Source organism: Actinoplanes sp. CA-252034 (genome assembly GCF_050956125.1).
Lineage (GTDB): Bacteria > Actinomycetota > Actinomycetes > Mycobacteriales > Micromonosporaceae > Actinoplanes.
In genome coordinates, this window is sequence record NZ_CP191846.1 from 2,893,476 (window position 1) to 2,919,290 (window position 25,815).

Sequence of the window (25,815 nt, forward strand, 5' to 3'; positions counted from 1 at the left end):
TTCTCCGAAGGGATGGAACATGTCGATCACTCGGCGGCGTGCGCTTCTGGGCGCGGCCATGTCGATAACGCTACTGGCCGCCGGCTGTGGTGGCTCCGATGAGGGCGACAAGGGCGGCACGGCCGCGGCCGGGGTCTCCGAGGCGGACGTGAAGGCCGCGCTGGAGACCGGCGGTGAGCTGACCGTCTGGGCGTGGGACAGCACGATCGCCCCGGTGGCCGCCGACTTCCAGGCCAAGTACCCCAAGGTCAAGGTGAAGGTGGTCAACGCCGGCACCAACAAGGACGAGTACATCGCGCTGCAGAACGCGGTCCAGGCCGGCTCGGGCGTGCCGGACGTGGTGCAGCTGGAGTACTACGCGTTGCCGCAGTTCGCCCTGGCCAAGTCGGTCGCCGACCTGACCGCGTTCGGGGCGGGCTCGCTGCAGAGCACGTTCACCCCGGGCACCTGGAACTCGGTGCGATCGGGAACGGGCGTCTACGGCCTCCCGATCGACTCCGGCCCGATGGCCCTCTTCTACAACAAGGAGGTCTTCGACAAGCACGGCATCGCGGTGCCGACCACCTGGGAGGAGTTCGCGGCGGCCGGCGACAAGCTGCACAAGGCGGACCCGAAGGCCTACATCACCGCGGACAGCGGCGAGGCCGGGTTCACCACCAGCATGATCTGGCAGGCGGGCGGCAAGCCGTACACCGTGAACGGCACCGACGTGAAGGTCGACTTCGGTGATGCCGGCAGCCAGAAGTTCGCCACGCTCTGGCAGCAGATGCTCGATCAGAAGCTGCTCTCGCCGGTGGTGTCCTGGACCGACGAGTGGTTCAAGGGCCTCGGCGACGGCACCATCGCCAGCCTGGTGATCGGCGCGTGGATGCCGACCAACCTGGAGAACGGCGCGGCGGCGGCCAAGGGCAAGTGGCGGGTCGCGCCCATGCCGCAGTGGGAGGCCGGGGGCAAGGCCAGCTCGGAGAACGGTGGCAGCTCCCTGGCGATCACCGAGGCCAGCACGAAGAAGGCCCTCTCGTACGCGTTCCTCAAGTACATCGCCGTCGAGGACGGCGCGCAGGCCCGTACCGACAAGGGTGCCTTCCCGGCGACCACGGCTCAGCTCAACGCTGACGCCTTCAAGAACAAGGAGTTCCCCTACTTCGGTGGCCAGAAGGTCAACGAGGTGCTCGCCGAGTCCGCGTCCCAGGTCGTGACCGGCTGGACGTACCTGCCCTTCCAGGTGTACGCCAACAACATCTACGGCGACACCGTGGGCAAGGCCTACATCGGCCAGGGCAAGCTGCCCGACGGCCTGAAGGCCTGGCAGGACGCGTCGATCAAGTACGGCCAGGAACAGGGCTTCACGGTTAAATGACGCAGAGCAACGAGACGACCCGGCGCTGGCTTCGCCGCGCCGGGTCGGCGCGTCTGGAGTTCGGCGCGGACTACAACCCCGACCAGTGGCCCCGCGAGGTCTGGGACGATGACGTACGGGCCATGCGGGCCGCCGGCGTCACCGTCGTCAGTCTGGCGATCTTCTCCTGGGCCCGGCTGGAGCCGCGGGACGGCGTGTACGACTTCGCCTGGCTCGACGAGGTGATGGACCTGCTGCACGCCGGTGGCATCGCGGTCGACCTGGCCACCGCCACCGCCTCCCCACCGCCGTGGCTGACCCGCAAGCACCCGGAGATCCTGCCGGTGACGCGGACCGGCGAGACCCTGTGGCCGGGCGGCCGTCAGCACTGGCGGCCCACGTCACCGGTCTTCCGTGAACACGCTCTCCGGCTGGTCCGGGAGCTGGCCACCCGGTACGCGGACCATCCGGCGCTGGTGGCCTGGCACGTCAACAACGAGCTGGGCTGCCACAACGTCTACGACTTCTCCGACGACGCGGCGGCCGCCTTCCGCCGGTGGCTGCGGGCCCGCTACGGCACCGTCGAAGCGCTCAACCGGGCGTGGGCGACCGCGTTCTGGGCACAGCGCTACGACGACTTCGAGGAGGTGCTGCCGCCCCGGCTGGCCGCCTCGTACCCGAACCCGACCCAGCAGCTGGACTTCAAGCGGTTCTCCTCGGACGCGCTCAAGGACCACCTGATCGCCGAGCGGGACCTGCTCCGGCGGTTCACCCCGGACGTGCCGGTCACCACGAACTTCATGGTGATGGGCGAGACGAAGGGGATGAACTTCGCCGACTGGGCGGCCGAGATCGACTTCGTGTCCAACGACCACTACGTGCTGCCCGGCCCGCAGGCCCGCGACGAGCTGTCCTTCTCGGCCAACCTGACCGGCAACATCGCCGGCGGGCGCCCGTGGTTCCTGATGGAGCACTCGACCAGCGCGGTCAACTGGCAGCCGGTCAACGTCGCGAAGAAGCCGGGCGAGCTGGAGCGGGACTCGCTCACGCACGTCGCGCACGGCGCCGACGCGGTCTGCTTCTTCCAGTGGCGGCAGTCGCGGGCCGGCGCCGAGAAGTACCACTCGGCGATGCTGCCGCACGCCGGCACCGACAGTGATCTCTTCCGGAACGTGACCCGGCTGGGGGAGCGGCTGCGTGAGCTGGCGCCCGTCGCCGGCTCACACCGCACCCGGGCGGCCGTCGGCATCGTCTTCGACTGGGAGTCGTGGTGGGTGTCCGAGCACGACTCCCACCCGACCGAGCGGCTGCGCTACCGGCAGGAGGCGCTGGACTGGTACACGGCGCTGCTCGACGCCGGGATCCGCGCCGACGTGCTGCCGGCGGGCGGGCCGCTCGAGGAGTACCGGGTCCTGATCGCCCCGATCCTGCACGTCGTCCCGGCCGCGCTGGCCGACCGGCTGCGGGACTGGGTGACCGGCGGTGGGCACCTGGTCACCACGTACTTCTCCGGGATCGTCGACGAGAACGACCACGTTTGGCTGGGCGGTTATCCGGGGGCGCTGCGTGAGCTGCTGGGCATCCGGATCGAGGAGTTCGGGCCGCTGCTCGACCACGAGAGCGCCGAGCTGGACAACGGCACCACCGGGACGATCTGGACCGACCGGATCGACGTGGCCGGCGACGACGTCGAGGTGCTGGCCCGCTACAAGACCGGTGACCAGGCGGAACGGGCGGCGGTGACGCGGCGTCGGGCAGGCGCAGGGTCGGCGGCGTACGTCTCCACCCGTCTCGGCCCGGAGGGGATCGGCGTGCTGCTGCCCGGTCTGCTCGGCCCCGCCGGGGTGCGCGGCGAGCTGCCCGCGGAGCTGGGCGGCCGGGTCGAGCTGGCGGTCCGCGGGGAGCACTGGTTCCTGATCAACCGCACCGACGAGCCGGTGGACCTCGGCGCCCTGCCGGGCGCCGGGATCCTTCCGCCGCGTGGGGTGACCGTCATCAGTAGGGAGTGAGGGGCCTGACCGGCCCCGGCCGGATGGGCCGGCCGGGGTCGGTCAGAGCGCGTTCCGCGGTGTGAGGGCCGTGGCCCTCTCCGCGGTCGTCTGGACGATCTTCAGCCAGTCGCCGTCGGCGACCACGAAGTGACGCGGATAATTCGTCGACCGGAGCACCAGAGCGGCGCCCCCTCGAATCGTCACGGGACAGAAAGTCGCGTCCTGGCGAAATAGCGCCGAGCCGTCGTTCCTGTCTAGCCGTATTTCAAAATTTCGATGGCGAAGATAATATCCGGGAAAGTTTACAGATTCCAGCGAGACGCAGCTCCGGTCACCGAGTCCGGAGCGCACCCGGAACGCTGAGTCGGCGCGTTCCCCGGCGCTGCTCGACGCGCTGATCGCATCCAGCCGCCCCCGGTGGTCGCGGTGCCGGACCCGGTCACCGGGCCGGTCGGCCGCCTCCAGCCCGACGGTCGATCCGACGCTCAGCCGGACCGGCGCGGGGGTCGTGGGCCGCGTCGTGGGCCTCGTCGTCGCGGGTGGTCTCGTGGTGGTTCGTGTCGCGACCGCCGACGTCCCCGGCGGTGGGTAGTGCGTGGCCGAGGTGCCCGGCGGCACCGTCTCAGTGAGTGACGGCTGCACGCTGACCGGCACATCTTCCGAGCCCAGGGGTGGCGGGAAGGTCGGCAGCGGCTGCCCCGGCGCGGCCGGGAAGGTGAACTCGGCGGCGACCCGCTCGGGGCCCCGGGAGGCGTCCAGCACCACGGCTATCGCCGCGGTCGCCGCGCAGGCGAGACAGAGGGCGGCGGCGAGGACGAGGCGGGGCCGCATCGTCGACTCGCCGCGGAAGCGGGAGAGAGGGTAGCGGGGGGCGTGGGCGTCGGCGTGGGGGCGTGCGGTGGGCCGGATCGGCCCGGCGGGACCGCCGCCGGGGGAATAGGGCGGAATCCAGCCGCCGACCCGTAGACCGTTACGGGCGTCGTCTTCCGGCATCAATTTCGCTTCCGTGGGGGATCGTTCACAGAGAATCACTTAAGGATTCGATAAGGATCTACACGCTCGGGGCATCTGAGGGCAAGAGGTAACGATGTCCTAATTTGTTGGGAGCGCTCCAATCGAACCGAACGGGGCTCGCATCCGTATCACCGGCGTGGAGTCCTGCCGTGCGTCTCGAGGAGAGCTTCGTGGACAGTCCTGCCGTCCCTGACACCGACCGCCCGGCCGACGACGACCCAGCGGTCATCGAACTGGTCATCACCAGTCCCGCCGAGAGCACCCCGGGCCTGCCCGACATCTCGGAGTTCTGGCCCGACGCCCCGCACCGGGTGGGACCGCCCGCGGACCACTACGAGCCGGAAGGGGCCGACGCCGTCCGCACCGAGCCGGCCTGGATGCCCCGCGCCTCGCAGCGCCCCACCATGTCGCAGGTGTCCACCACCTCGCAGCGCGCCACCACCTCGCAGGGGCCCGCGTCGCCGGGGTCGACCACGTCGCAGGGGTCCATCACGGAGCGTCCCACGATCGAGCGTCCCACGATCGAGCTCCACCTCGCCGAGAGCCGGGCGCGCACCGCCTCCCGCAAGCCGATCGCCGCCCTGGCCGCGGCGATCCTGGTGGCCGGCGGGCTGGCCTGGTATGCGATCCGCCCCACCGAACCGACCGCCGGCCCGGTGCTGACCGTCCCCACCGCCACCGAACCGGCCGGCGAGGTCCCCGCGAACCCGCCGGTCTCCATCGGGACCAGCGCGCCCGCCGCACCGGCCCCGGACGCGGCCACCTTCGAGCTGGCCGACGGAACCACCGCCCTCGACGTGCGGATCGGCGACACCGGCGACGACTGGTTCCGGGTGAGCAGCCCGGTCGGCAGCGGCATCACCACCCGCACCGAGGTACAGGGCGAACGGGTCCGCGTCTTCGTCGACGACAGCACCGACCCGGGCACCGCCGAGGTCGACGTGGTGCTCAGCCCGGACGTCACCTGGTCGGTGCTGATGCTCGGAGGCGTGCGTACCGCCGCGATCGATCTCACCGGCGCGAAGGTGGGCCGGGTGGACCTGATCGGCGGCGCGGCCGAGATCGACCTGGCGCTGCCCCGGCAGGACGCGGTGGTGCCGATCGCGATGACCGGTGGCGTACGCGACTGGCGCGTCAGCACCGGCGGCCGCTCGCCGGTCCGGGCCGTCCTGGAGCGCGGTGCCGGCGCCGTCGACCTCTACGGCGACCGGAAGCGGGGCGTCAACCGGGGCAGCCGGTTCACCGCGGGCTCCGGCGACGGTGGCATCGACCTGGTCGCGGAGAACGGCGTCGGCACCCTGACCGTGGCCGAGGGCCGGGCCGGGGGCACAATCGCCGAGTGACACGAGCAGCAGGCGACGCGGCGCCACCCGAGACCTCGGTCTCCCTGGACCACTTCATCGGGCTCTACGAGGCCAAGGACGACCCGTGGGACGTCGCCACCAAGTGGCACGACCGCCGCAAGTTCGCGGTCACCGTGGCCTGCCTGCCGCGCGAGCGCTACCGCCGCTGCTACGAGCCGGGCGCCTCGATCGGCACGCTCAGCCGGATGCTCGCCGAGCGCTGCGACGAGGTGCTCACCACCGACAGCGTTCCCGAGGCCGTCGAGCTGGCCCGGCAGAACACCGCCGACCTGCCGAACGTGCGGGTCGAGCGGGCCGAGTTGCCGGCCGACCTGCCGGACGGCGTGTTCGACCTGGTCGTCATCGGGGACCTGCTCTACTACCTCTCCGGTGACGACCTGACCGCCACGCTGGACGGCCTGACCGCTCGGCTGGAGCCGGGCGGCGACCTGGTCTCGGTGCACTTCCGCAACCGCGACGGCGACAGCTACGACGGCTTCAACGCGCACACCGTCCTGCTCGCCACCGCCGGCCTGGAGCACGTGGTGCACCACGAGGACGAGTGGTTCGTGCTGGACGTGATGCGCCGCGCGGACGGCGAGTGAGAAAGCCACCGCGCCGCGCGGACGGCGGGTGAGGACGACGCGCCGCTCAGACGACGTGGCGTAGGGCGGTCAGGCCGGCCACGGCCACCTCGCCGGAGCGGGCGCCGGTGGCGGCGTCCAGCCACGTGACCCGGCCCGTCCCGCCGGCGTAGACGCGACCACCGTCCCGGCTCATGGCCAGCCCGCGGACCGGGTCCGTCAGCTCCCAATGGCCGGTGCGCCGCCCGGAGGCCCGGTCCAGCACGGTGACCCCGCCCGCGCCGACCAGCACGCGGCCGTCCGCGGTCAGCGCCAGCGCCGCCGCCGAACCGGGCACGGCCGGCACGTCCACCACCCGCTCGATCGTCAGCGACGAGGGGCTCGCGTAGGCCAGCTTCCCGGCGTTCAGGTCGGCCACGAACAGGGTGCGCCCGTCCGCGGCCAGGGCGTGCCCGGCGGCCGGTCCCGCACCGAACGGATGCGGGAGGTCCAGGCAGTACGCCCACCGCTCGACCAGGTGCAGCACGTGCACGAACGCGTGCGCGTCGCCCGGCCGCCCGGAGAGCAGGTCGCGGGTGTGCCGGTGACCGGGCTGGTGGGTGTAGAGCGTGAACAGCATGGCCCGGTCGGCCGACAGCACCGCCTGCCGCCCGTCGCCGCGCATCTCCTCCTCGGCGCCGGCCGGCAGCGGCGTCTTGTCGCGGGCGTTGAGTGGCTGCACCTCGCCGGTCGCCAGGTCGAGCAGCCGCACCCGGTAGTGGTCCGGGGCGGCCGCGGGCAGCCACTCCAGCACGAACAGGCCGGTCCCGTCGCTGGTGAACGCGTCCGGCTCGATCACACCGGCCAGGTCCCGCTCGGCGGTCCCGTCCGGCCCGGCGATCAGGAGGGTGGTCCGGGCGCGCGCGGCGGGCCGGTCGGAGGCCCCCGTCCGGCTCAGCGCGCACACCCGGCCGTCGGCGGAGACGACCCGCGGGATCCAGCCGCCGGCCAGCTCCGTGTTGCGCAGGGCGGTCCCGGTGGCCGGGTCGACCCGGTCCAGCGCGCCGGGCCGGGCCGCGTACAGGTGGCTGCCGTCGTGGGCGGCCGCGGCCGGGCCGAGCACCTGCTCCCCGCCCGGCGCGAGTCGCAGCATCCCGCGGTCGGACTCGGCGAGCAGCACGTCGGGCGCCGCGGCCGGGCGGGTGGTCTCCCGGCAGCCCCCGAGCACGAGGGCGGATCCGGCGAGCAGCAGAAGGTTCCGGCGGGTCGTCATGCCCAGGTGACACCGCCCGGCCGCGCGAGGTTCCCCACGGGAACCCCGCCACGGTGGGCGGTGTCTCTAGGGTGTGTCAGCGGAGGGGATGGCCATCGACATCGACGAGGCGACCGCGGTGGCCCGGGCCCGGGCCGGCGACCTGGACGCGTACGAGGTCCTGGTCACGCGGTTCACCGCGCCCGCGCACCGGGCGGCCGTGCTGCTCGGCGCCGGGGCGGACGCGGACGACGTGGTGCAGGAGGCGTTCGTGAAGGCGTACCGGCAGTTGGGCCGGTTCCGGGGCGAGGCCGGGTTCAAGGCGTGGCTGCTGGCGATCGTGGCGAACGAGACCCGCAACCTGGTGCGGTCCCGGCGCCGCCGGGAGGGGCTGTGGCTGCGGGCCGCGGTGCGCGAGGATCCGCTGCGGTTCGAGCCCGACCCGGCCGAGTCGGCGATGGCCCGCGAGCGGCGGCGCCTGCTCGTCGACCAGTTGCGGGCCCTCGACGACCGGGACCGGGAGGTGCTGCTCTGCCGCTATCTGCTCGACCTGTCCGAGGCGGAGACCGCGGTCACCCTGGGCCTGCCGAAGGGGACGGTGAAGTCACGGACCTCGCGGGCGCTGGCGCGACTGCGGGACCGGCTGCCGCAGGGGGTGACCGGTGTCTGAGCACGAGGACCTGATCGCCGAGTTGCGTGAGCTGGGGACCCGTCTGGCCGTACCCCCGGCGGTCGATCAGAGGACCGCCCTGCGGGAGCGCCTCGCCACGCCGGCGCCCCGGCCGCGTCGCGCCCGTCGGTGGTGGGCCGCCGCGGCTGCCGCGCTGATCGCGACGGTCGCGGCGGTCGCCCCGGCGCGGGCCGCGGTGGTCGAGGTGGTCGGTGACCTGCTGCGTGTCGCCGGTGTGGAGGTACGCCGTGAGCAGCCCCGCACCACCCTGCCCGGCACGCCCGCTCCGCTGCCGTCGGCCACCGCGTCCGCCGCGTTCCCGGTCGGCGTCCCGGCCGCGCTGGGTGAGCCTGAGGAGGTGCTGCGCTCCGACCCGGACGACGCCGGGCGCCCGCGCGTGGTCACGCTGATCTACCGCGGTGGCGCGGTGCGGATGGACGTGTTCGACGGCCGCCTGGACACCACGTTCTTCAAGACCGCCCCGGACGCGCGTTTCGTGGACCTGCCGGGCAGCATCGGCGCGGCCTGGCTGCCGGGCCCGCATCCGGTGACCTATGTGGGCCGTGACGGCGTGGAGCGGACCGGGACGGCGCGCCTGGCCGGGCCGACGCTGGTCTGGGCGACGGACACGGTCACCTACCGGTTGGAGGGAATCGGGACACTCGAAGAGGCGATTGCGGTGGCACGGTCGGTGCGCTGAGCCACGATCGGGTATGCGCGGTCGGTACCGTTCGTCCGGATGAGAAAGCTTGCTGCGCTCGGCTGCCTGGCGACGATCGTCGTTCTCGGCGGCTGCACCCCCGCCCCGCCCGACCCCGCGCCGGACCCGTCGCCCGGTCCGTCCGCGTCCGGCTCGCCCACGTTCTACGTGGAGCCGGACGCCCCGGCCCTGCGGCAGGTGCGGGCCTGGGAGGCTCAGGGCCGCACCGGGGACGCGGCGGCGCTGCGGCGGATCGCCGACGAGCCGAACGCGGTCTGGTTCGCCGACGCCAACCCCGGCTATCAGAACCGGGTGCGGCGGCTGATCACCGCGGCCCGGACGGCCGGGCGGACCGCGGTGCTGGTGCCCTACTGGGTGCCGCAGCGTGACTGCGGCGGCCACTCCGGCGGCGGGGCGCCCGACGCCGGGGCGTACCGGGCGTGGATCGCCGAGCTGGCCACCATCGTGGGCGGGGGCCCGGCGATCGTCGTCCTGGAGCCGGACGCGGTCCCGCACGTGCTGGACGGCTGCGTCACCGGGGAGGCCGCCCGGGAGCGGCTCACCCTGCTGCGCGAGGCGATCACGGCGTTCAAGCGGGGCGACCGGGTCCGCGTCTACCTGGACGCCGGCCATCCGGGATGGATCTCCGACGTCGACCGGGTGGCCGCGGCGCTCGGCGAGGCCGGGGTGCACGACGCCGACGGGTTCAGTCTGAACGTGTCCAACTTCGAGACCACCGAGGCCAACGTCACGTACGGCTACGCGATCTCCGACCGGCTCGGGGGCAAGCCGTTCGTCATCGACACCAGCCGCAACGGCAACGGGCCGGCGCCGGTCGACGAGCGCGACACCGAGGGGCACTGGTGCAATCCGCCGGGTCGCGCGCTCGGGCCGGCGCCGACCGAGGACACCGGCAGGCCGCGCGTCGACGCCTACCTGTGGGTGAAACGGCCCGGCGAGTCCGACGGGGCGTGCCTTCCGGACGCCCCGCCGGCCGGTCAGTGGTGGCCCGAGTACGCTCTCGGGCTCGCCACCAACTGAGGGGGCTACTCGACCCGGACCCAGCGGGCCGTGGACGGCCGGGCCTCGCCGTCGACGAGGAACAGCATGTACCAGCCGGACGGGACGAGACCGGGCTCGTCCGGGACGGACACCGTCACCCCGCCGGGCGTACGCCGTACGCCCAGCTCGATCGAACGCTGGTCCACGTCGGTGCCGTGGGTGACCGCGCTCGGCCGGACCAGCCGGGCGCCGGTGATCCGGTCGGCGTCCCTCGTCGCGTAGGCGGCGCTGCGCCCCCGTTTGACCGTCCGCGGCCCGCCGCCGACCACCGGCCGTTCGCCCTGGAAGAGGTACGGCGGACTGTAGATCTCGATCCGCTGCTCGAACGTGCCCGGGTTCGTGCCGGTGGTGTCGTAGATCGGGTCGCTGCCGAGGGTGACCACCCGGCCGTCCGGCAGCAACAGCGCCTCGGAGTGGTAGTTGCGGCCCACGGTCGGCGCCGCCGCCTCGTGGAACACCTCCCGTCGCGGGTCGTAGATCTGCGCGGTCAGCAGGTCGCTGCGGTTCCTCCCCTGGTACGGCCCACCCCGGTACCCGGACGAGCCGCCGCTGGTGAACACGGTGTCGTCCGGCAGCACCACGGTGCTCAGGTACCGGGTCGGCGCCGGCAGGTCCGGGCCGGGCCGGTAGCGGGGCTCCTTCTCGTCGAGGTCGGTGATCGCGGTCCGGGCCGTGGACACCGGTGAGTCGCCGACCCCGCCCCCGCCCATGATCATGACCCGTTGGTCCTGGGCCGGTGGCAGCAGCACGGACGCGCTGGTCTCGGTCATCTGCGGGTCCTCCAGGCCGGGCACGGTCTGGAACCTGTTCTTCTCCACGTCCCACAGCCCGGGCGCGCGGCCCTCGGTGTCCGAGCCGTAGCCGGCGTTCGAGCCCGAGAAGAACAGCCGCTCGTCCCGCGTCAGGAACAGCGCCGGATAGGTGGGGAACACCCGCTGCAACTCGGGCGCGGCCACCCAGCGGCGCTGGGCCACCTTGTAGCGCTCGTTCACCCCGGGCAGCATCCGGCCGAACTCGTCCAGCCCGGACACCGCCAGGATGTCGCCGTTGGGCATCGTCGACAGGGTCGGGTACCAGCGGTGCTCGGTCATGTCGCCGGTACGGACGTAGCGCTCCGCGATCGGGTCGAACTCGTACGACGTCTTGTCCCCGCCGTACTCCTGCTTCTCCCGGGTGATCTTGTCGGAGATGCCGTACAGGTTGCGGCTGTCGTCACCGGTCAGGCCGGCGATCGCGTATTGGGCGGGCTGCGCCACGGTCCCCACGTCGCCCGCGTCGGCCGCGTCCACCCACACCTCGACCTCGCCGGCGTGCACCATCGTGGTGCCGCCGTGCGACATCTTGGCTGCGGCCGGCACGGTCACCTCGGCCCGGGTCAGGTAGGCGCGGCCGTTGCCGCCGAGCAGCCGGGTGCCCTTCGGGAAGGTGCGCGGGCCGTTGTCCGGCGACTCGTTCTTGATCTTCATGACGCCGGCGGCGCTCCTGATGTCCGCCTCCAGCACCTCGTACGACTTGGTGCCGCCGGCCACCAGCAGATTGCCGTTGGGCAGGAACGTGTGCCCGGCGCAGAACAGGTCGGTCGGGGTCGGGACGTCCTTGAACGCGTCGGTGCGCGGATCCCACAGGATCGTGCGGAACGTGCCCGCCTCGAAGTCGTCGCGGTTGTTGCCGGACCCGGCGACGATCAGGACCTTCCCGGTCCGCAGCAGCGCGGCGTGGATGGCGTTGATCCGGAACTTCGCCGGCACGTCCAGGGAGGACCAGTGGCCGTACTGCTGTTTGTAGGACGGCCGGTTGATGCTGAACTCGTGGAACCGCTCGGCGGCGAACACCACGATCGGCCTGTTCACCACGGCGACACCCGCCATCAGCGGCAGGGTCACCGCCATCGTGAACAGCCGGCGTGCCAGGGTGGGGCGTCGTCGCGTACTCATGCGGCGATCTCGATCATCACGGGGTCCTTGTCGTCTTCGGTGACGGCTGGGGGAGTGCGGCCGAGCGCCTGCAGCGCCCAGATCGCCGGCGGGGTCAGGCAGAGGGCCAGGTTGAGCGACGGCCACAGCCACATGAACCCGTGCGCGTGGCCGGTCACCGCGGCCACGGCCAGCAGGGCGGCGTAGAAGGCCGCCCACCGCAGATGGGTACGGAAGGTGAGCAGCCGGTCCGGGCTGGCCGAGTCACCCTTCGGCGTCACCACGAACCCGGCCCGCCTGCGGAGCACGGCCTGCAGGAACGAGGTGACGTAGATCGGCGCGCACAGCGTGGACAGCAGCATCCCGGTGAGACCGGACGATCCGGCCTCCTCGTGCGGGCTGACGTTGTGCCGCCGGTTCCACAGATAGAGGCCGACCTGGAAGAGGGCGGCGTCCACGTAGAGCATCAGCCACACCTGCTGCGGCACCTGCACGCCCCGCACGCCGAACACCACGTGCAGGGTGGCGGTGGCGGCGCCGAGCAGCCAGGCCAGGGCGGTCAGCGGGTAGTACGCCATGAGCAGCGAGTAGTGCAGGGTGCGCAGCACACCGAGCCGCGGGACCATCCGTGCGAACCCGGCCACGAAGACCTCGTCGGTCCCCCGTGACCAGCGGTGCTGCTGGCTGAAGTAGTCGGTCCACGACGACGGGCCCTCACCGACGGCCAGCACGTCCGGTGTGTAGACGGACCGCCAGCGCCGCCCGGTCGCCGGATTGCGGCGCGCGTGCTGGGCGAGGCTGGTGGCCATGTCCTCGGTGATCGAGTCCTGCAGGCCGCCGATCGACCGGAGCGCGCTGATGCGCACCGCGTTGTTGGTGCCGACCAGCATCGGGATGCCGAGCCGGTTGCCGGCCCGCTGCAGCAGCGAATGGAAGAGGTACTGCTGCGACTCGGCCCAGCGGGTGATCACGTTGTCGTAGTTGCCGTAGATCTGCGGTCCGATCACGAACGCCACGTCCGGGTCGCGGAAATAGCCGAGGAGCCGCTCGCAGAAGTTCTCCAGCGGCACGTGATCCGGGTCGACCGAGACGAACACGTCGTACCGGTCGCCGTGCCGGTCCATCCAGGAGTTGTAGTTGCCGTGCTTGGTCTTCGCCTTGAACGCGCCGGCCAGAGTGTTCCAGTCGGCGACGCCCCTGCGGGAGAAGTGGTACGCGCCCACTCGCCGGCACATCGCCTTGACCTCGGGGTCGTCGCCCTCGTCGAGCAGCCACACGTCGAAGCGGCCGGGATGCCGGATCCGCATGGCCGCCCGCAGGGTCCTCTCGACCATCTCGATCGGCTCCTTACCGGGCACGATCGTGGTCAGGAACGCCACCCGCAGCCGCTCGTCCGGCGGCACCGGCACCGGGTCGCGGGCCTGCAATGTGGCCAGACACAGGGTGACCACGTTGACCAGGCGGAACAGCTCGATCAGGGCGATCGCGCCGATCATGAACCCGGTGGTCAGGAACAACCCGGTCTGCATCCGCCGGTCCGGGAGCTCGACCGAGGCGAGCAGCCATCCGAAGAAGGTGGCCTCGAAGGCGAACGCGAAGACCGCGATCAGGACCGAGCGGACCGGGCGGCGACGCGACAGTGGACGCAACCCGACGCGGTAGCCGTCGCCGTCCGGGACGGGTTCGGCGTCACCGGCGAGCCGACTGAAGCCGAGATAATCCGGCATACGGGATACAGCACTCTTTCCGGGCACCAGGGCAAGATAGCGAGAATTCGTAAATTCCGGGCATACCTCGTACCTCGTTCGTGTCGTGTCATGGCGATTCCGGACCCGGAACTTCGTTGCGGTCAGTGACAGAAATCGTCGAACCGACACGCCCTGTGATCCGTTCTCTCTGTCAGGCGGGGCACGAACGCCCCGCGAAGACCCGACAAGGCGGTGGCGATGCTGATCCTGTCCCTGCTCATCCTGGTCCTGGCCGCCGCCTGCGTGCTCGCGGTGCGCGGGGTGCGTGCGGACGCGTCTGCCGAGGTGGACCCGCTGACCATTCCCGATGCGCTCTTCGCTCCGCAGAGCCTCGAAGGAGTGCTCTGCGCCCAGCTCATGGACGGGGAGATCACCCGGCGGCAGTACGTGCGCTCGATGGCCGGCATCGCCGCCCGTGACGAGGAGCGGCACCCGCTCACCGTCCCCGGTTACGACGACTGACCTTCGGCGCGAATCGCCCGGCCCGTACGGGGCCGGGCTCCGCCGCTCCGGTCGGCGTATCGGGTAGATCACTGCGAAGCGGGTTCAGCCCTGGTTACTCGTGGGTAATATAGCGGCATGATCAAGGGTCTCCCCGCCTCTCTCGCCGAAGTGCTCGACGGCCGGTGGGCGCACATCCGGCAGGCCGTGCGCGACCGGCTCGGCGCCGAGTTCGTCACCGTTCCCGGCCTGGCCGGCGACGAGGCCCGGGAACGGGTCAGCCGGCTGATCCGGGAGCTGCCCACCGAGGTGGGGGTGGCCGCCGCGTTCCCAGCCGGATACGGCGGCTCCGACGATCCCGGCGGCTCCACCGTCGCCGCCGAGATGCTCGCCCAGGTCGACCTGTCGCTGATGGTCAAGGCCGGGGTGCAGTGGGGACTGTTCGGTGGGGCGGTGGTCGCCCTCGGAACCGCCCGGCACCACGACGCCTACCTGCGCGACATCATCTCCGCGGACCTGATGGGCTGCTTCGCGATGACCGAGACCGGCCACGGGTCGGATGTCCAGCAGCTGCGGACGACCTGTGTCTTCGATCAGGATGCCGGGCATTTCGTGCTGAACACCCCGCACGAGGCGGCCCGCAAGGACTACATCGGCAACGCCGCCCGCGACGGCCGGATGGCTGTCGTCTTCGCCCAGCTCATCACCGGCGGCAAGTCGTACGGCGTGCACGCATGGCTGGTGCCGATCCGCGACGGGCACGGCAACCCGATGCCCGGCGTGACCATCGGCGACGCCGGACCGAAAGCCGGGCTGCTCGGCGTCGACAACGGACGGCTGTCGTTCGACCACGTGATCGTGCCACGGGACATGCTGCTCGACCGGTACGGGCAGGTCGCCCCGGACGGCACGTACACCAGCACCATCGAGAACGACACCCGCCGCTTCTTCACCATGCTCGGCACCCTCGTCCGCGGCCGGGTGACCGTCGGCGCCGCCGCCTCCGCGGCCACCCGTAACGCCCTCACCATCGCCGTGCGTTACGGCGAGAGTCGGCGACAGTTCACCGCACCCGGCGCCGAACGCGAGATCGCCCTCAACGACTACCTCGCCCATCAGCGCAAACTACTGCCGGCGGTGGCTCGGGCGTACGCCTACGCCTTCGCCCAGGAAGAGCTCACCGTCACCATGAGCGAGGTCTTCGCCCTCACCGAGCCGGACGAGCACCGTCAGCGCGAGCTCGAGTCCCGGGCGGCCGGCCTCAAGGCGATGCAGACCTGGAACACCACCCGCACCATCCAGATGTGCCGGGAGGCGTGCGGCGGCGCCGGATACCTGGCCGAGAACCGGATCGCCGGCCTCAAGGCCGACACCGACGTCTTCACCACCTTCGAGGGCGACAACACGGTGCTGCTCCAGCTCGTCGCCAAAGGGCTCCTCACCGGATATCGCGACGCGTTCGGCTCTCTCGACGGCTGGGGCCGGGCTACGTTCGTCGCCGAGCAGGTCAGAGAGATGGTTCTGGAGCGTACGGCTGCCCGCTCGCTGATCCAGCGGCTGGTCAGCGCCGTCCCCGGCCGGGACGAGGAGGTCGCCGTCACCGACCGCGGCTGGCACCTGGCCGTCTTCGAGGACCGGGAGAAGCACATCCTGGAAGGCGTGATCCGCCGCTTGCGGGGCGGCGCCGCCACCAAGAAGGACCGCCCGTTCGACATCTTCAACGACGTCCAGGACCACGTGCTGGCCACCGCGACCGCCCACATCGACCGGATCACCCTGGAGGCGTTCGTCGCCGGCATCGAACGGGCCACCGACCCGGAAGCCCGCGAGCTGCTCTCGAAGGTCTGCGACCTCTACGCCCTGACCACGATCGAGGCCGACAAGGCCTGGTTCCTGGAACACGGCCGGTTGACGCCGGCCCGTTCCAAGGCCGTCACCGCGGTCGTCAACGACCTGCTCCGCGAGCTGCGCCCGCACATGCGCACCCTGGTCGACGCCTTCGCCATCCCGGACGAGTGGCTGAACGCGGCGATCCTGCGAGAGGAGCCGCCCCGCCAGGACGCGATGGCCAAGGAGGACGACGCCGTCCGCGCGACGCTCGCCACCTGACCTCAGCGTGATGCCGACGGTGGCCCGGGGGCGGGTGCCCCCGGACCACCGGGTGACTTACTTGCCCAGGCTGGCCTGGTCGATGACCTGGTCGGCGGCCGGAGCCTTGATGTCGGCGTCGAACTTCTCGCCGAACTTGCTGAACGTGACACCCTCGCCGGTGGCGGAGGAGCCGATGCGCACCGGGTACGGCTCGCCGGTCGTGGCCACGAAGACCTGGGAGTCGGCGTCGCTCGCGTCCTTCAGGGTGATCACCGGCTGCTCGCCGACCTTGGTCGCCTCACCCTTGGACAGGGCGCCACCCGGCTTGAGCAGCTCGTTCACGTCGGCGGCGGCGAACAGGCCGCTGATCTGGTCCTTCGCCGGGACCAGAACCCACTTGCCGCCGGTCGCCTTGACCATGGTCTTGGCCTGCTCGGCGCCCGCGATCATCGCCCAGAAGCCCTCGCTCGGCTTCATGTACTGCTTGCCGCCGACGGACAGGATCTCGACCTCGGCGTCCTTGCCCATCGACATCTTGCCGGCGAAGTCCTTGCCGGAGACCTTGAAGTCCAGCGACATGGTCTCGCCGTCGGTCGTCGCCGCGCCGGCCATGTGGAACGAGCCGGCCTTGGTCAGCGCGTCCTTGGCCTTGGTCAGGATCTCCTCGGCGGCCAGCGCCGCCACCCCGTTGTCGGCCGGCGCCTGCGAGGCCGCGGTCGTCGCCGTCCCGCCCTTCGGCTCGGCGCTGTCGGATCCGCCGCAGCCGGAGAGCAGCATGGAGGCGGTGGCCACGGCAGCGAGGCCGGCCCGGAAGGCAATCTTCGTCATCGATCTTCTCTCATCACCGCGGCGTGGACCCCCGCGCCGCGCGGAATCATTACTGAGCTGCGCAAATCTATCGGCTCAGGACAACGAATCGATTACCTTTACGCGGCGAATACGAGCCATGTCACACCGTCAGTGGAGCGCTACACACGGTGGCTGATGCTGCGCGGCCCGCGGAGGCGTCAGTACTCCCTGAGGAGGGCGCCGGCGCCGTACACCTTGTCCTTGATGTCGTTGTCGCGCAGCGCCATCCACCAGGTCGCCGCGTTGACGGCGATCACCGGCTTGCCGAGCCAGCGCTCGGCCTCGTCGGCCAGGCGGATCATGGAGAGGTTGGTGCCGCACTGGACGACGGCGTCCACGTCGGGCGTGTTCACGGTGAGGATCGCGGCGCGCAGCTCGTCCTCGGTGACGTGGGCGGTCGACACCGCGGTCGGGCACCCGAGGCCCTCGATGGCGGCCACCTCGAAGCCGATCTCGCCGAAGAAGCGGACCACGTCGGCGTCCCCAGCCGGCTGGTACGGGGTGATGACGCCGATCCTCCGGGCTCCGTAGACCTTCAGTGCGCGCTCGCAGGCCTCGGCGCCGGTCGCCACATCGAGTCCGGTGAACTGCTTGATCTGGGCCACGAGCTCCCGGTCGCCCTCGACGCCGCCCCGGAGCGTCTCCGTCGACATGCCCATCACCATGTAGTCGGGTTCGCAGCTGAGGACCCGCTCGCAGGCGGAGCCGATCTCGGCGCGGAGCTGGGCGGGCAGGTTGTCGGGCCCGGCGTCGGCGGACGGGTCCTGGTCACGTAGGTGAATGCGGGAGAAGTGCGAGGTCACTCCCGGTACGGCCATCGCGTAGAAGTCGGGTTCGACGATCGTGTTGGTGGACGGGGCGAGGACGCCGAATTTGCGGCGCCAGCCGAGGGCGTCGGTCATCGAGATGCTCCTATCGGATGGGCCGGGCGAGGGAAGGGCGAGTCGTTCCCGCTAGTGAAACGGCGTTTCCCAAAAATACACTCGAGCTCGGGGTTGCAACAGGGGTTTATCTCGATGACAAAGATATTGTCGAAGAGAACAGAGTGCTAGTCCACGTCGTTGTGATGAAGTCATCGGGCGCCGTGCGGGGTCGTCCACGCCCGTCAGGTGCGTTCATGTCTGCAGGTTCCCGGGGACGTAGCGGGCGTCGGGGGCCCCGTCCCGGTCGACGAGGGCGGTGAAGGCCGCCCACGGCATCCGGTCGACGGGTTCGGCGGTGCCGGTGTCGGCGATGGCGCGGTAGGCGAGCGACGCCGCCCGGACGGCGGCCAGCAGCGCCGCCACCGGGTGCAGGACCAGGCGGACGCCGACGGCGGCGAGGTCGGCGTCGGACAGGGCAGGCCGTGCACCGGCGGCCTCACTGCGATCGATCACCAGGGGTACGCCCGGAAGCGCCGCGTGGACCAGCCCGAGGTCGTCGAGGCCGTCCACCCCTCCGGGGAAGACCGCATCCGCCCCGGCCTCGGCGTAGGCGCGGCACCGCACGATCGTCTCGTCGAGACCGCGGACCGCGTACGCGTCGGTCCGCGCGATCATCACGATGTGCGGGACCTGATCGGCCAGCGCGGTGATCCTCGCGGCCGCCTCGCCGATGTCGATGATCTCCTTCCCGGCCGGGTGCCCGCTCTGTCGCGGGCCGGCCCGGTCGTCCAGGTGCAGCCCCGCGATTCCGGCCCGCGCGTAGGCGAGGGCCGTCCACACCGCATGCGCCGCAGTGGCGTAGCCGGTGTCCGCGTCAGCGATCAGCGGGACGTCGCCGAGCGCCGGGACCAGGGTGGACGCCCGGTCGGCGATCTGCGTGCCGTGCACGAACCCGAGGTCGGGCCGGCGCAGCATGACCGCCGAGACGGCCGCCCCGGACAGGTGCACGGCCCGGTGACCGGCCGCCGCCGCGAGCGCCGCGGTGATCGGGTCGTAGACGCCGGGCACGTGGGTGACCCGGTCGGAGGCGAGGATCGCTCGCAATGCGGAAGCAGTCATGACCGGCTGTGTAGCGCGAAACCGCGCTCGGCGCCAGCGCACACGGATCAGTGCGGAACAGGGGAGTCGCGGCGGGCCTCCTCGGAGCATCCGGAGACGCCCTCGCGGAGTGGTACGCCGTTCCGCTGTGCGAAATGGAAAGCTAGAGTGCGGCGGGGTCTGTTCCGTACCTGTGCCATGGGGGTCTCGCTGTGCCAACGCCGTCGGCTCCCGAGGAAGAGAGCCAGTCCCGCTCCATCGCCGCCGTCGAGCGTGCCATGGACGTGCTGCTCTACTTCGGCCGCGCCGACCAGCCCGACCTCGGCGTCACCGAGATCGCCACCGCGCTGGGGCTCACCAAGGCCGCCGTGCACCGCATCCTCACCGCCCTGCGCAGCCGCGAGCTGATCACCGTCGATCCGGTGACCCGCCGCTACGCCCTCGGCCCCGCCGCGGTCGCGCTGGGCCGCGCCTACCTGGCCCGCACCGATGTGCGCGCGCTGGCCGCGCCGGAGCTCAAGCAGCTCTCCGGGCGCGCCCGCGAGACGGCGACGCTCTCGCTGCGGCGCGGCGACACCCGCCTCTACGTCGACCAGGTCGTCCCCGACCAGGAGCTGCGCCTCGAGGTGAGCCTCGGCATCCCGTTCCCGCTCAACGCCGGCGCGTCGTCCAAGGCGTTCCTCGCGTTCCTGCCCGACCTCGAGGTGGACGCCTACCTCTCCCGGCACCCGCTCGAGGCGGTCACCGACAGGACCATCGTCGACCCGGCGGGGCTGCGCAAGGATCTGGCCGCCATTCGCAAGAGGGGGTACGCGACGTCGCTCGGCGAGCGTCAGCCCGGCGCCGCGTCGATCGCCGCCCCGATCCTCGACCACGACGGTCAGGTGGTCGCCGTGATCAGCCTGGCCGGGCCGGCGCTGCGCTTCACGCCGGACACCGAGGAGGTCGTCGCCGACCTGCTCGCCGCAGCCGGCCGGATCTCCGCCCAGCTCGGCCACCGGGACGCCTGAGGTCCGGGGTCCGGCGGTTCGGCGGTTCGGCGGACGGTCGGCCCCGCCGTGGCCCGCGAGGCACGTGCCGTCGCGGCGATGGCCGGTGGCAGACTGCCGGAGTGACGTTCCGCGGCTGGCCGAGCGAGGCCCTGGAGTTCTACGAGGGTCTCGTCGCCGACAACTCGAAGACGTACTGGACCGCCCACCTGCCGGTCTACGAGGAGCGCGTCAAAGCGCCCGCGCTGGCCCTGCTCGCCGACCTGGAGCCGGAGTTCGGCCCCGGCAAGATCTTCCGGCCGTACCGTGACGTGCGGTTCAGTCACGACAAGACGCCCTACAAGGACCACCTCGGCATCTGGCTGGAGTCCGGCGGCTACATCCAGCTCGGCGCCGACGGTCTCGCGGCCGGCTGCGGTATGTACCAGATGGCCCCCGACCAGCTCGAACGCTACCGCCGGACGATCGTCGACGAGCACCTCGGGCCGTCGCTGGTGACACTGATCGCGAGCATCGAGAAGGCCGGCGTCGGCGTCCACGGCCACGGCACCCTGAAAACGGCGCCGCGCGGCTTCCCGAAGGACCATCCCCGCATCGAGCTGCTCCGCCACAAGGGCCTGACCACCTGGCAGGAGTGGGAGCCCGCCCCGTGGATGGGCACGCCCGCGGCCCGTGACCGCATCGTCGACTTCCTCCGGACCAGTCGCCCGCTGCGCGAGTGGCTCGACCACCACGTCGGCCCGTCCGGCCGCTGAGTCCCGGGCGGTGCCGGTGATCGCGGGCCGGCCGGCCGGCCCGCGATGGAGCCAAAGACCGTCGCCATCGAATAGAGTGATCGCCTCAGGACCCTGGGTGACGTCCCTCCGTGGGGGTGCGCGTGGATTCCGATGTCCCTCTATGTCGTGACGCTGTCCTCCTGATCCCCGGGATCATGGGCAGCGAACTGATCGACCGATCGAGCGGCGACGTCCTCTGGGGAATGTCGCCACTCGACTACGCCCGTCTGTGGACGTCGAACCGGGCGATCACCCGCCTTCATCTGACCGACGCCGAACGCGCGGGGGACCACCGCCGCGTCCATGCCACCCGGCTGCTGCGGACGCCGGCGGCGACGCCCGGGCTCGGCGGTTTCGAGCCGTACCGGGCCATGGCGGCGCGCCTGCGGGAACGGGTCGCCGACCCGTCGGCGGTCGAGGAGTTCCCCTACGACTGGCGGCTCGCCGTTCCGGTCAACGCCGCCTATCTCGCCGAGGCCGCCGCCGAGCATCTGCGGCGCTGGCGCCGGCATCCGAGGGGAAGCCGGGACGCCCGGCTGGTGCTGGTCGCCCACTCGATGGGCGGCCTGGTCGCCGGCTACTTCACCGAACGGCTCGGGGGCCGCGATCTGGTCCGCCTCACGGTCACGCTCGGCACACCCTTCTACGGCTCGGTCAAGGCCGCCCATCTGCTCAACGCCGGTCGCGGCAGCCCGGTGCCGCTGCCGCGGGCGCGACTGAGGAAACTCGCGGTGACGCTGCCGGGCGTGCACGATCTCCTCCCGTCCTATCGCTGTCGCGAGGAGAACGGCGTGGTGCACCGGCTGACCCCGGCGGACGTCGCATCCCTGGGTGGTGACCCGGAACTCGCCCGCGACTCGCTCCGTCTGCACGAGGTCTTCGCCGAGCCGGACTCCTCGCGCTTGCGGCCCGTGATCGGCGTGGAGCAACCCACCATGCAGAGCATGCGCCTGGAGGCCGGTGTGGTGGTGCCGCAGTGGCACATCCCGGACGGCGGGCGCGAGATCGACCATGCCGGCGACGGCACGGTCTACCTGGAGGCGGCCCTCGGCGGCGTCCATCCGATAGCCGCACTGCCGCAAAGCCACGGTGGGATCGCCCGGACCAGGGAAGCGCTGGCGGCCGTCACCGTCGCGCTGACCAACGATCGTCTGACCCCCTCCATGGGTGCCGCAGGCCCGGGCATCGATGTGCCCGACACCGTCGTCACGGGTGAGCTCGTCGACATCACCATCACCTCGGACCGTCTCGTCCCACCCGGCTGTCGGGTCTTCGACCTGGAGACGAACGCGTTGGTGGACCGGCCACGGCCACGCCGGCACAACGGCGGCTGGGCCGCCGCCCTGCGGCTGCGCCATACCGGCGCCTACCGGATCGAGGTCAAGGACGGCGGATTCGCCCCCGTCACCGAGGTCGTGCTGGCACTCCCTGCTGAGGAGATGGCGCTCGCCGAGGTGGCGGGGTGACCACGCCGCTGTTCGACATCACCGCCATCGCGGTCGATCGGTATGAGAACTTTCCGCCGCTCGACGGAGTCATCGCCGACGCGGAGGCGATCGCTGAGCTGCTGGGCCAGGTCGGCGGAGTCCGGTCCACCCATGCGAAGAACGAGACGTGGCACGAAGCCGCGGTCAAGGCACGGCTGCGCGCCTGGACCCAACGGGACACGCCCAGTTCCTTGTTGATCTGGCTGGGCCACGGTGACAGCAATGGTGACAAGGCGAGTCTGGCCTGCTACGACACCGTCGATCCGGTGGTCGCCAACGGGTTCAACGCCCTGTCGATGGCCGACCAGCTCGACGTCGACTGGGGCCGCCGTCAGGAGCACGATGCAGCCTGGGCGCTGGTCATCGTCGAGGCTTGCAGCTCCGGCGACTACGTGAAGCGGGTCGCTGCCATGGTGCGTGACGACGTCCGGCAGCTCTACCTGATCGGTGTGTCCGGGGACGCCGGCGCCTACGTCGGCGAACTGCGGCAGGCCTTCGGTCGTGCGCTCGCCCGGCTGACTCCCAACGACGAGCACGTGGTGCTCGACGACCTGATACACGAGTTGCTGTCAGCGCTGCCCGACGCGCGTCCCGAGCCTCGTCAGTGGCGCCGGGTTCTGCTGCCTCGCGCACGACCGGTGGCTGCTGCGGTCAGCGCGCCGCTGGACGTGTACGAGGAGCTCATGGCGCTCCTGGCCACCGTGCCGGACGACCAGCGCAACCACTTCTTCCCGAAGTTCTGGGCCACCGAACGCGTCGACACCGGCCTGCACTTCGTCGGCCGGACGGAGGAGGCCCGCGACATCCGTGCCTGGCTGCGTAGTGCCGACCGCGGGATGCTGGTGATCACCGGCCGCCCCGGAAGTGGCAAGTCAGCGCTGCTCGGCAGTGTGCTGATCCGTAGCAGCCCGCTGTGGCAGCCGATCCTCGCCCGGTTCGGCTGGACCGGGGAACCGTGGGACGACGCCGGCCCCTTCGATACGGCACTCAACCTGTCCGGGCTGTCCATCGCCGAGATCGTCGAGCGGCTCACCGAGTCGTTCGGGCTGAAACCCGCAGCCGAGGGTGCCGGTTGGTCGGGCGCTGACGTCGATCATCTGATCGACGGTCTCACCGGTCGACGGTTCACCATCCTGGTCGACGGCCTCGACGAGGCGACCGATCCGGTCGCGGTGGCCGGGTCGGTCCTTCGCCGCCTGGCCGCCCAGCCGCACGGGAGGGTGCTGGTGGGCACCCGGGCCTCGGTGGACGACCAGGTCGACGGACCGCCTCCGGTCCGCCCGGAGCTGATCACAGCGCTCGGCCCGGCCCATCTTCGGCGGCTGGGACGGGACAGGGCCGCGCTGGCGGCGTACGTGCTGCGCCGTCTCACCCACCTTCCCCACGGCCAACGCCCGGAGCTGACCGACGACGAGATCGGCCGGGTCGCTGACCTGATCACCCGGGGCCGGGACGACATGGGGTTCCTCTTCGCACGGCTCGTCGTCCACGAGGTGCTCGCCGATCCGGGGCTCGTGCGGTCGCAACGGCTGACGGAGCTGGTGTCAGGGGATCACCGTGCCGTCTTCCGGCACGCGCTGAGCCGGCTGGATCGTACGACCCCACATGCGCGGGCGCTGCTACGCGTGCTCGCCTTCACCGTCGGCCCGGGCATGCCCCGTAGTGAGAACCTGTGGGCCGGTCTGGCCGGCGCCTTCACCGACGGCCACCAGGTCACCGAGGCCGACATCGACCTTCTGCTGGAGCGGGCCGCTCCCTATGTCACCGTCGACGCCGAGTACGGCATCTCGGTCTATCGCCTGGCACACCAGACCTATCGAGCCGCGTTGGAGGCGGACGAGCGATGACGGACGCTGAGGATCTTCACCAGTCGTTGGAGGAACTCCGAAGGACCGTCGCCGACAACAGTGACCTCCTGAAGGACCACGAGGCAGTGCTGGGCGCCGTCTCGGCCCAGGTGGCCCAGACCCATCGGGACATCGCCGACCAGCTCAGCCGGATGTCACATCAGCAGGCGGGTCTGGTCGATCAGGTCGACCGGATCCGCGCCGATCTCGGCACGTTCATCGAGGACAACGGCCGGGACATGCGGCGTCTCATCGCCTACGGGCAGCTCGCCGATGTCCAGCGTCAGCTCGACGTGAAGTACGGGCCCTACAAGCAGGTCCGCGACAACGTGCTCGGCATCCTGGAGGGTATGGATCACGGGCTGGTCCAGGAGTCGACGATGCAGCTGATCGCCGAGTTCCGGTCGGTGGACGTCCCGGACTACTGGCTGGCGTCCATGCTGAACGCGACGGTCGCCTGGATCCGCGACGAGCGGCCGGCCACGGAGCGGGCCCTGATGAACGCCATGCGGCTCGACCGCACCCGCTCAGCCTTGTTCGCGGCGCTGCTCTCTGCTCGCTACGGCCGATTCGACACGGCCAACGAGTGGCTGCACACCTACCTGAGCAGTCAGCAACCTGAACGGCTGGCCGACGACTTCGTCGTTCTGCTCGATGCCACGGTGAGCGGGGCGCTGGGCGCGCCCGCACGGCAACAGATCAACGACAGATGTCAGAGCTGGTTCCAGCAGCTGGCCAGGGATCCGCAGTTGGCCGACCGGCAGTTGAACCGGTGGCGGAAGGTGCTGGACACGCACACTCCCGCCGCGCCCGATGCCATTATCTGGCAGGAGTGGCCCGCACTGACCGCGGTCGGTGCGCCGTGGCATCGGTTGACCGATCAGCTCGGTGCCGCCCGCGCCTTCGACAGGCTCCACCGCACCTTCCGGCAGCGCAGCGTCGAAGACGCCGACTCCGGTCCGGACCGCACCGCCCAGGTGAAGCGGGTGGATCGGATGCTGCGGCAGATGGTCGATCTGCCGGAGCCGGAGGAGCGCCGGCTCCGGTTGCAGGAAATGCAGCTCAAGCGTCTTGCCGGGCTGGACGACGGCCATGACGAACCCCACGACCAGCAGGTGAGCCAGAATCCGGAGGAGACCCACGTCGACTTTCTCACCCTGTTGAGCAATCTCGGCGCCCGCCGGCGTCCCTTCCCGCAGGCCGGGCGCGGTACGGTCCGCCTGGCCTCGTGGCTGTGCCGCCGGTGGGCGATCGGCGCGGTGGAGGAGGCCGCCGACCGGATCTCCACCACCGTCGACCAGGGCCTGCCGGTCGCCGTAGGGCCGTGGCAGGGCCGGATCTCCGTCGAATCGGTCACCGACGACCTCGTCGACGAGCTGTCCGTGGCCTTCGATCGCCACACCCGGCAGGAGGTTCGACGGGAGCGACTCGGCGGCTGGTTGGTCGTCACGGGCACCCTGGCCGTCCTGGGAGCGGCCGTCTTCGCCTCCACACTGGTCGCCGGCTGGCGGTTCGGCTCCGCTCCCGCCTTCGGCCTGTTTGTCCTGACCCTCGCCGCTGCCCTGTTCGCCCTGATGATTCACGTCACCGCCCCGGCCGGGAGCAGGCGGCCCAGGAGCGCCTTACCGCGGAGAAGGAGACGGCGATCCTCCGGCTGCGCGCCGCTGTCGACGAGTACCGCGAGCTTCATGCCATGTGCCAGGTCCGGCTGGAACCGGCGCGGGAGCTGACGGAATACCTCCGGGCCCTGCCGCCGCCGGTGATCGAGGAGGAGGAGCA

Annotated in this window: 21 protein-coding genes; 14 read left to right on the forward strand and 7 right to left on the reverse strand. The window is 71.3% G+C overall.

The annotated features are described in order from the left end of the window. Nucleotides 1–19: 19 nt before the first annotated feature. Together ACQPZW_RS13015 and ACQPZW_RS13020 are read left to right on the forward strand one after the other, a co-directional pair. Complete coding sequence (locus ACQPZW_RS13015) at nucleotides 20–1,360, forward strand: ABC transporter substrate-binding protein (protein WP_433795109.1); 1,341 nt, start codon at nucleotides 20–22, stop codon at nucleotides 1,358–1,360. Beyond that, nucleotides 1,357–3,348 carry a beta-galactosidase gene (locus ACQPZW_RS13020; protein WP_433795110.1) on the forward strand — a complete coding sequence of 664 codons (1,992 nt, stop codon included), beginning with the start codon at nucleotides 1,357–1,359 and terminating at the stop codon, nucleotides 3,346–3,348. Before ACQPZW_RS13015 ends, ACQPZW_RS13020 begins: the two co-directional genes overlap by 4 nt. A 42-nt stretch (nucleotides 3,349–3,390) precedes the next feature. Here ACQPZW_RS13020 and ACQPZW_RS13025 read toward each other — a convergent pair whose 3' ends face one another. Further along, the gene (locus ACQPZW_RS13025; RefSeq protein WP_433795111.1) at nucleotides 3,391–4,323 is read right to left on the reverse strand and encodes an AbfB domain-containing protein; all 933 of its coding nucleotides are present in this window, start codon (nucleotides 4,321–4,323) and stop codon (nucleotides 3,391–3,393) included. A gap of 191 nt (nucleotides 4,324–4,514) precedes the next feature. Between ACQPZW_RS13025 and ACQPZW_RS13030 the strand changes: the two genes are divergently transcribed. After that, a complete protein-coding gene (locus ACQPZW_RS13030) occupies nucleotides 4,515–5,687 on the forward strand; it encodes a hypothetical protein (RefSeq protein WP_433795112.1) in 1,173 nt (390 codons plus the stop codon). Then, entirely contained in the window at nucleotides 5,684–6,292 is a 609-nt protein-coding gene (locus ACQPZW_RS13035; RefSeq protein ID WP_433795113.1) for a class I SAM-dependent methyltransferase, read from the forward strand. The genes ACQPZW_RS13030 and ACQPZW_RS13035 overlap by 4 nt, the downstream gene beginning before the upstream one ends. A 46-nt stretch (nucleotides 6,293–6,338) precedes the next feature. Here the strand turns inward: ACQPZW_RS13035 and ACQPZW_RS13040 are convergent, their stop codons facing one another. Beyond that, nucleotides 6,339–7,523 carry a YncE family protein gene (locus ACQPZW_RS13040; RefSeq protein WP_433795114.1) on the reverse strand — a complete coding sequence of 395 codons (1,185 nt, stop codon included), beginning with the start codon at nucleotides 7,521–7,523 and terminating at the stop codon, nucleotides 6,339–6,341. Between the two features lie 88 nt (nucleotides 7,524–7,611). On the opposite strand from ACQPZW_RS13040, the gene ACQPZW_RS13045 reads away from it, so the two are divergent. From ACQPZW_RS13045 to ACQPZW_RS13055, 3 genes are read left to right on the forward strand one after another with little or no spacing between them, the layout of a single operon-like run. Further along, nucleotides 7,612–8,172, forward strand: coding sequence for an RNA polymerase sigma factor (locus tag ACQPZW_RS13045; RefSeq protein WP_433795115.1), 561 nt, complete (start codon nucleotides 7,612–7,614; stop codon nucleotides 8,170–8,172). Continuing rightward, the gene (locus tag ACQPZW_RS13050) at nucleotides 8,165–8,872 is read left to right on the forward strand and encodes a hypothetical protein (RefSeq protein WP_433795116.1); all 708 of its coding nucleotides are present in this window, start codon (nucleotides 8,165–8,167) and stop codon (nucleotides 8,870–8,872) included. The genes ACQPZW_RS13045 and ACQPZW_RS13050 overlap by 8 nt, the downstream gene beginning before the upstream one ends. A 39-nt stretch (nucleotides 8,873–8,911) precedes the next feature. After that, nucleotides 8,912–9,913, forward strand: a complete 1,002-nt coding sequence (locus ACQPZW_RS13055) for a glycoside hydrolase family 6 protein (protein WP_433795117.1) — start codon at nucleotides 8,912–8,914, stop codon at nucleotides 9,911–9,913. Nucleotides 9,914–9,918: 5 nt separating this feature from the next. Here ACQPZW_RS13055 and ACQPZW_RS13060 read toward each other — a convergent pair whose 3' ends face one another. Together ACQPZW_RS13060 and ACQPZW_RS13065 are read right to left on the reverse strand one after the other, a co-directional pair. Continuing rightward, complete coding sequence (locus ACQPZW_RS13060; protein WP_433795118.1) at nucleotides 9,919–11,868, reverse strand: galactose oxidase-like domain-containing protein; 1,950 nt, start codon at nucleotides 11,866–11,868, stop codon at nucleotides 9,919–9,921. Continuing rightward, nucleotides 11,865–13,574: a glycosyltransferase family 2 protein gene (locus tag ACQPZW_RS13065; RefSeq protein ID WP_433795119.1), complete on the reverse strand. Its 1,710-nt coding sequence runs from the start codon at nucleotides 13,572–13,574 to the stop codon at nucleotides 11,865–11,867. The genes ACQPZW_RS13060 and ACQPZW_RS13065 overlap by 4 nt, the downstream gene beginning before the upstream one ends. A gap of 219 nt (nucleotides 13,575–13,793) precedes the next feature. Between ACQPZW_RS13065 and ACQPZW_RS13070 the strand changes: the two genes are divergently transcribed. Continuing rightward, entirely contained in the window at nucleotides 13,794–14,057 is a 264-nt protein-coding gene (locus tag ACQPZW_RS13070) for a hypothetical protein (protein WP_433795120.1), read from the forward strand. Nucleotides 14,058–14,174: 117 nt separating this feature from the next. Then, nucleotides 14,175–16,145: an acyl-CoA dehydrogenase family protein gene (locus ACQPZW_RS13075; RefSeq protein WP_433795121.1), complete on the forward strand. Its 1,971-nt coding sequence runs from the start codon at nucleotides 14,175–14,177 to the stop codon at nucleotides 16,143–16,145. Between the two features lie 57 nt (nucleotides 16,146–16,202). On the opposite strand, the gene ACQPZW_RS13080 is transcribed toward ACQPZW_RS13075, so the two are convergent. The 3 genes from ACQPZW_RS13080 to ACQPZW_RS13090 all read right to left on the reverse strand — a co-directional run bounded on the left by ACQPZW_RS13080 (nucleotide 16,203) and on the right by ACQPZW_RS13090 (nucleotide 18,958). Further along, on the reverse strand, nucleotides 16,203–16,955 hold the full coding sequence (locus ACQPZW_RS13080; protein WP_433795122.1) for a hypothetical protein: 753 nt from the start codon (nucleotides 16,953–16,955) through the stop codon (nucleotides 16,203–16,205). 179 nt (nucleotides 16,956–17,134) lie between these two features. Continuing rightward, nucleotides 17,135–17,878 carry a maleate cis-trans isomerase family protein gene (locus tag ACQPZW_RS13085; RefSeq protein WP_433795123.1) on the reverse strand — a complete coding sequence of 248 codons (744 nt, stop codon included), beginning with the start codon at nucleotides 17,876–17,878 and terminating at the stop codon, nucleotides 17,135–17,137. 213 nt (nucleotides 17,879–18,091) lie between these two features. Further along, nucleotides 18,092–18,958: an isocitrate lyase/PEP mutase family protein gene (locus tag ACQPZW_RS13090; RefSeq protein ID WP_433795124.1), complete on the reverse strand. Its 867-nt coding sequence runs from the start codon at nucleotides 18,956–18,958 to the stop codon at nucleotides 18,092–18,094. A gap of 191 nt (nucleotides 18,959–19,149) precedes the next feature. Here ACQPZW_RS13090 and ACQPZW_RS13095 point away from each other — a divergent pair, with 191 nt between their 5' ends. The 5 genes from ACQPZW_RS13095 to ACQPZW_RS13115 all read left to right on the forward strand — a co-directional run bounded on the left by ACQPZW_RS13095 (nucleotide 19,150) and on the right by ACQPZW_RS13115 (nucleotide 25,766). Then, nucleotides 19,150–19,947 carry an IclR family transcriptional regulator gene (locus ACQPZW_RS13095; protein ID WP_433795125.1) on the forward strand — a complete coding sequence of 266 codons (798 nt, stop codon included), beginning with the start codon at nucleotides 19,150–19,152 and terminating at the stop codon, nucleotides 19,945–19,947. 101 nt (nucleotides 19,948–20,048) lie between these two features. Next, the gene (locus ACQPZW_RS13100) at nucleotides 20,049–20,681 is read left to right on the forward strand and encodes a DUF2461 domain-containing protein (protein WP_433795126.1); all 633 of its coding nucleotides are present in this window, start codon (nucleotides 20,049–20,051) and stop codon (nucleotides 20,679–20,681) included. A gap of 176 nt (nucleotides 20,682–20,857) precedes the next feature. After that, the gene (locus ACQPZW_RS13105; RefSeq protein ID WP_433795127.1) at nucleotides 20,858–22,168 is read left to right on the forward strand and encodes an esterase/lipase family protein; all 1,311 of its coding nucleotides are present in this window, start codon (nucleotides 20,858–20,860) and stop codon (nucleotides 22,166–22,168) included. Beyond that, nucleotides 22,165–24,036 (forward strand): hypothetical protein, encoded by a 1,872-nt coding sequence (locus tag ACQPZW_RS13110; RefSeq protein WP_433795128.1) that lies wholly within the window; start codon nucleotides 22,165–22,167, stop codon nucleotides 24,034–24,036. The genes ACQPZW_RS13105 and ACQPZW_RS13110 overlap by 4 nt, the downstream gene beginning before the upstream one ends. Next, on the forward strand, nucleotides 24,033–25,766 hold the full coding sequence (locus ACQPZW_RS13115; RefSeq protein ID WP_433795129.1) for a hypothetical protein: 1,734 nt from the start codon (nucleotides 24,033–24,035) through the stop codon (nucleotides 25,764–25,766). Before ACQPZW_RS13110 ends, ACQPZW_RS13115 begins: the two co-directional genes overlap by 4 nt. Nucleotides 25,767–25,815 lie beyond the last annotated feature (49 nt).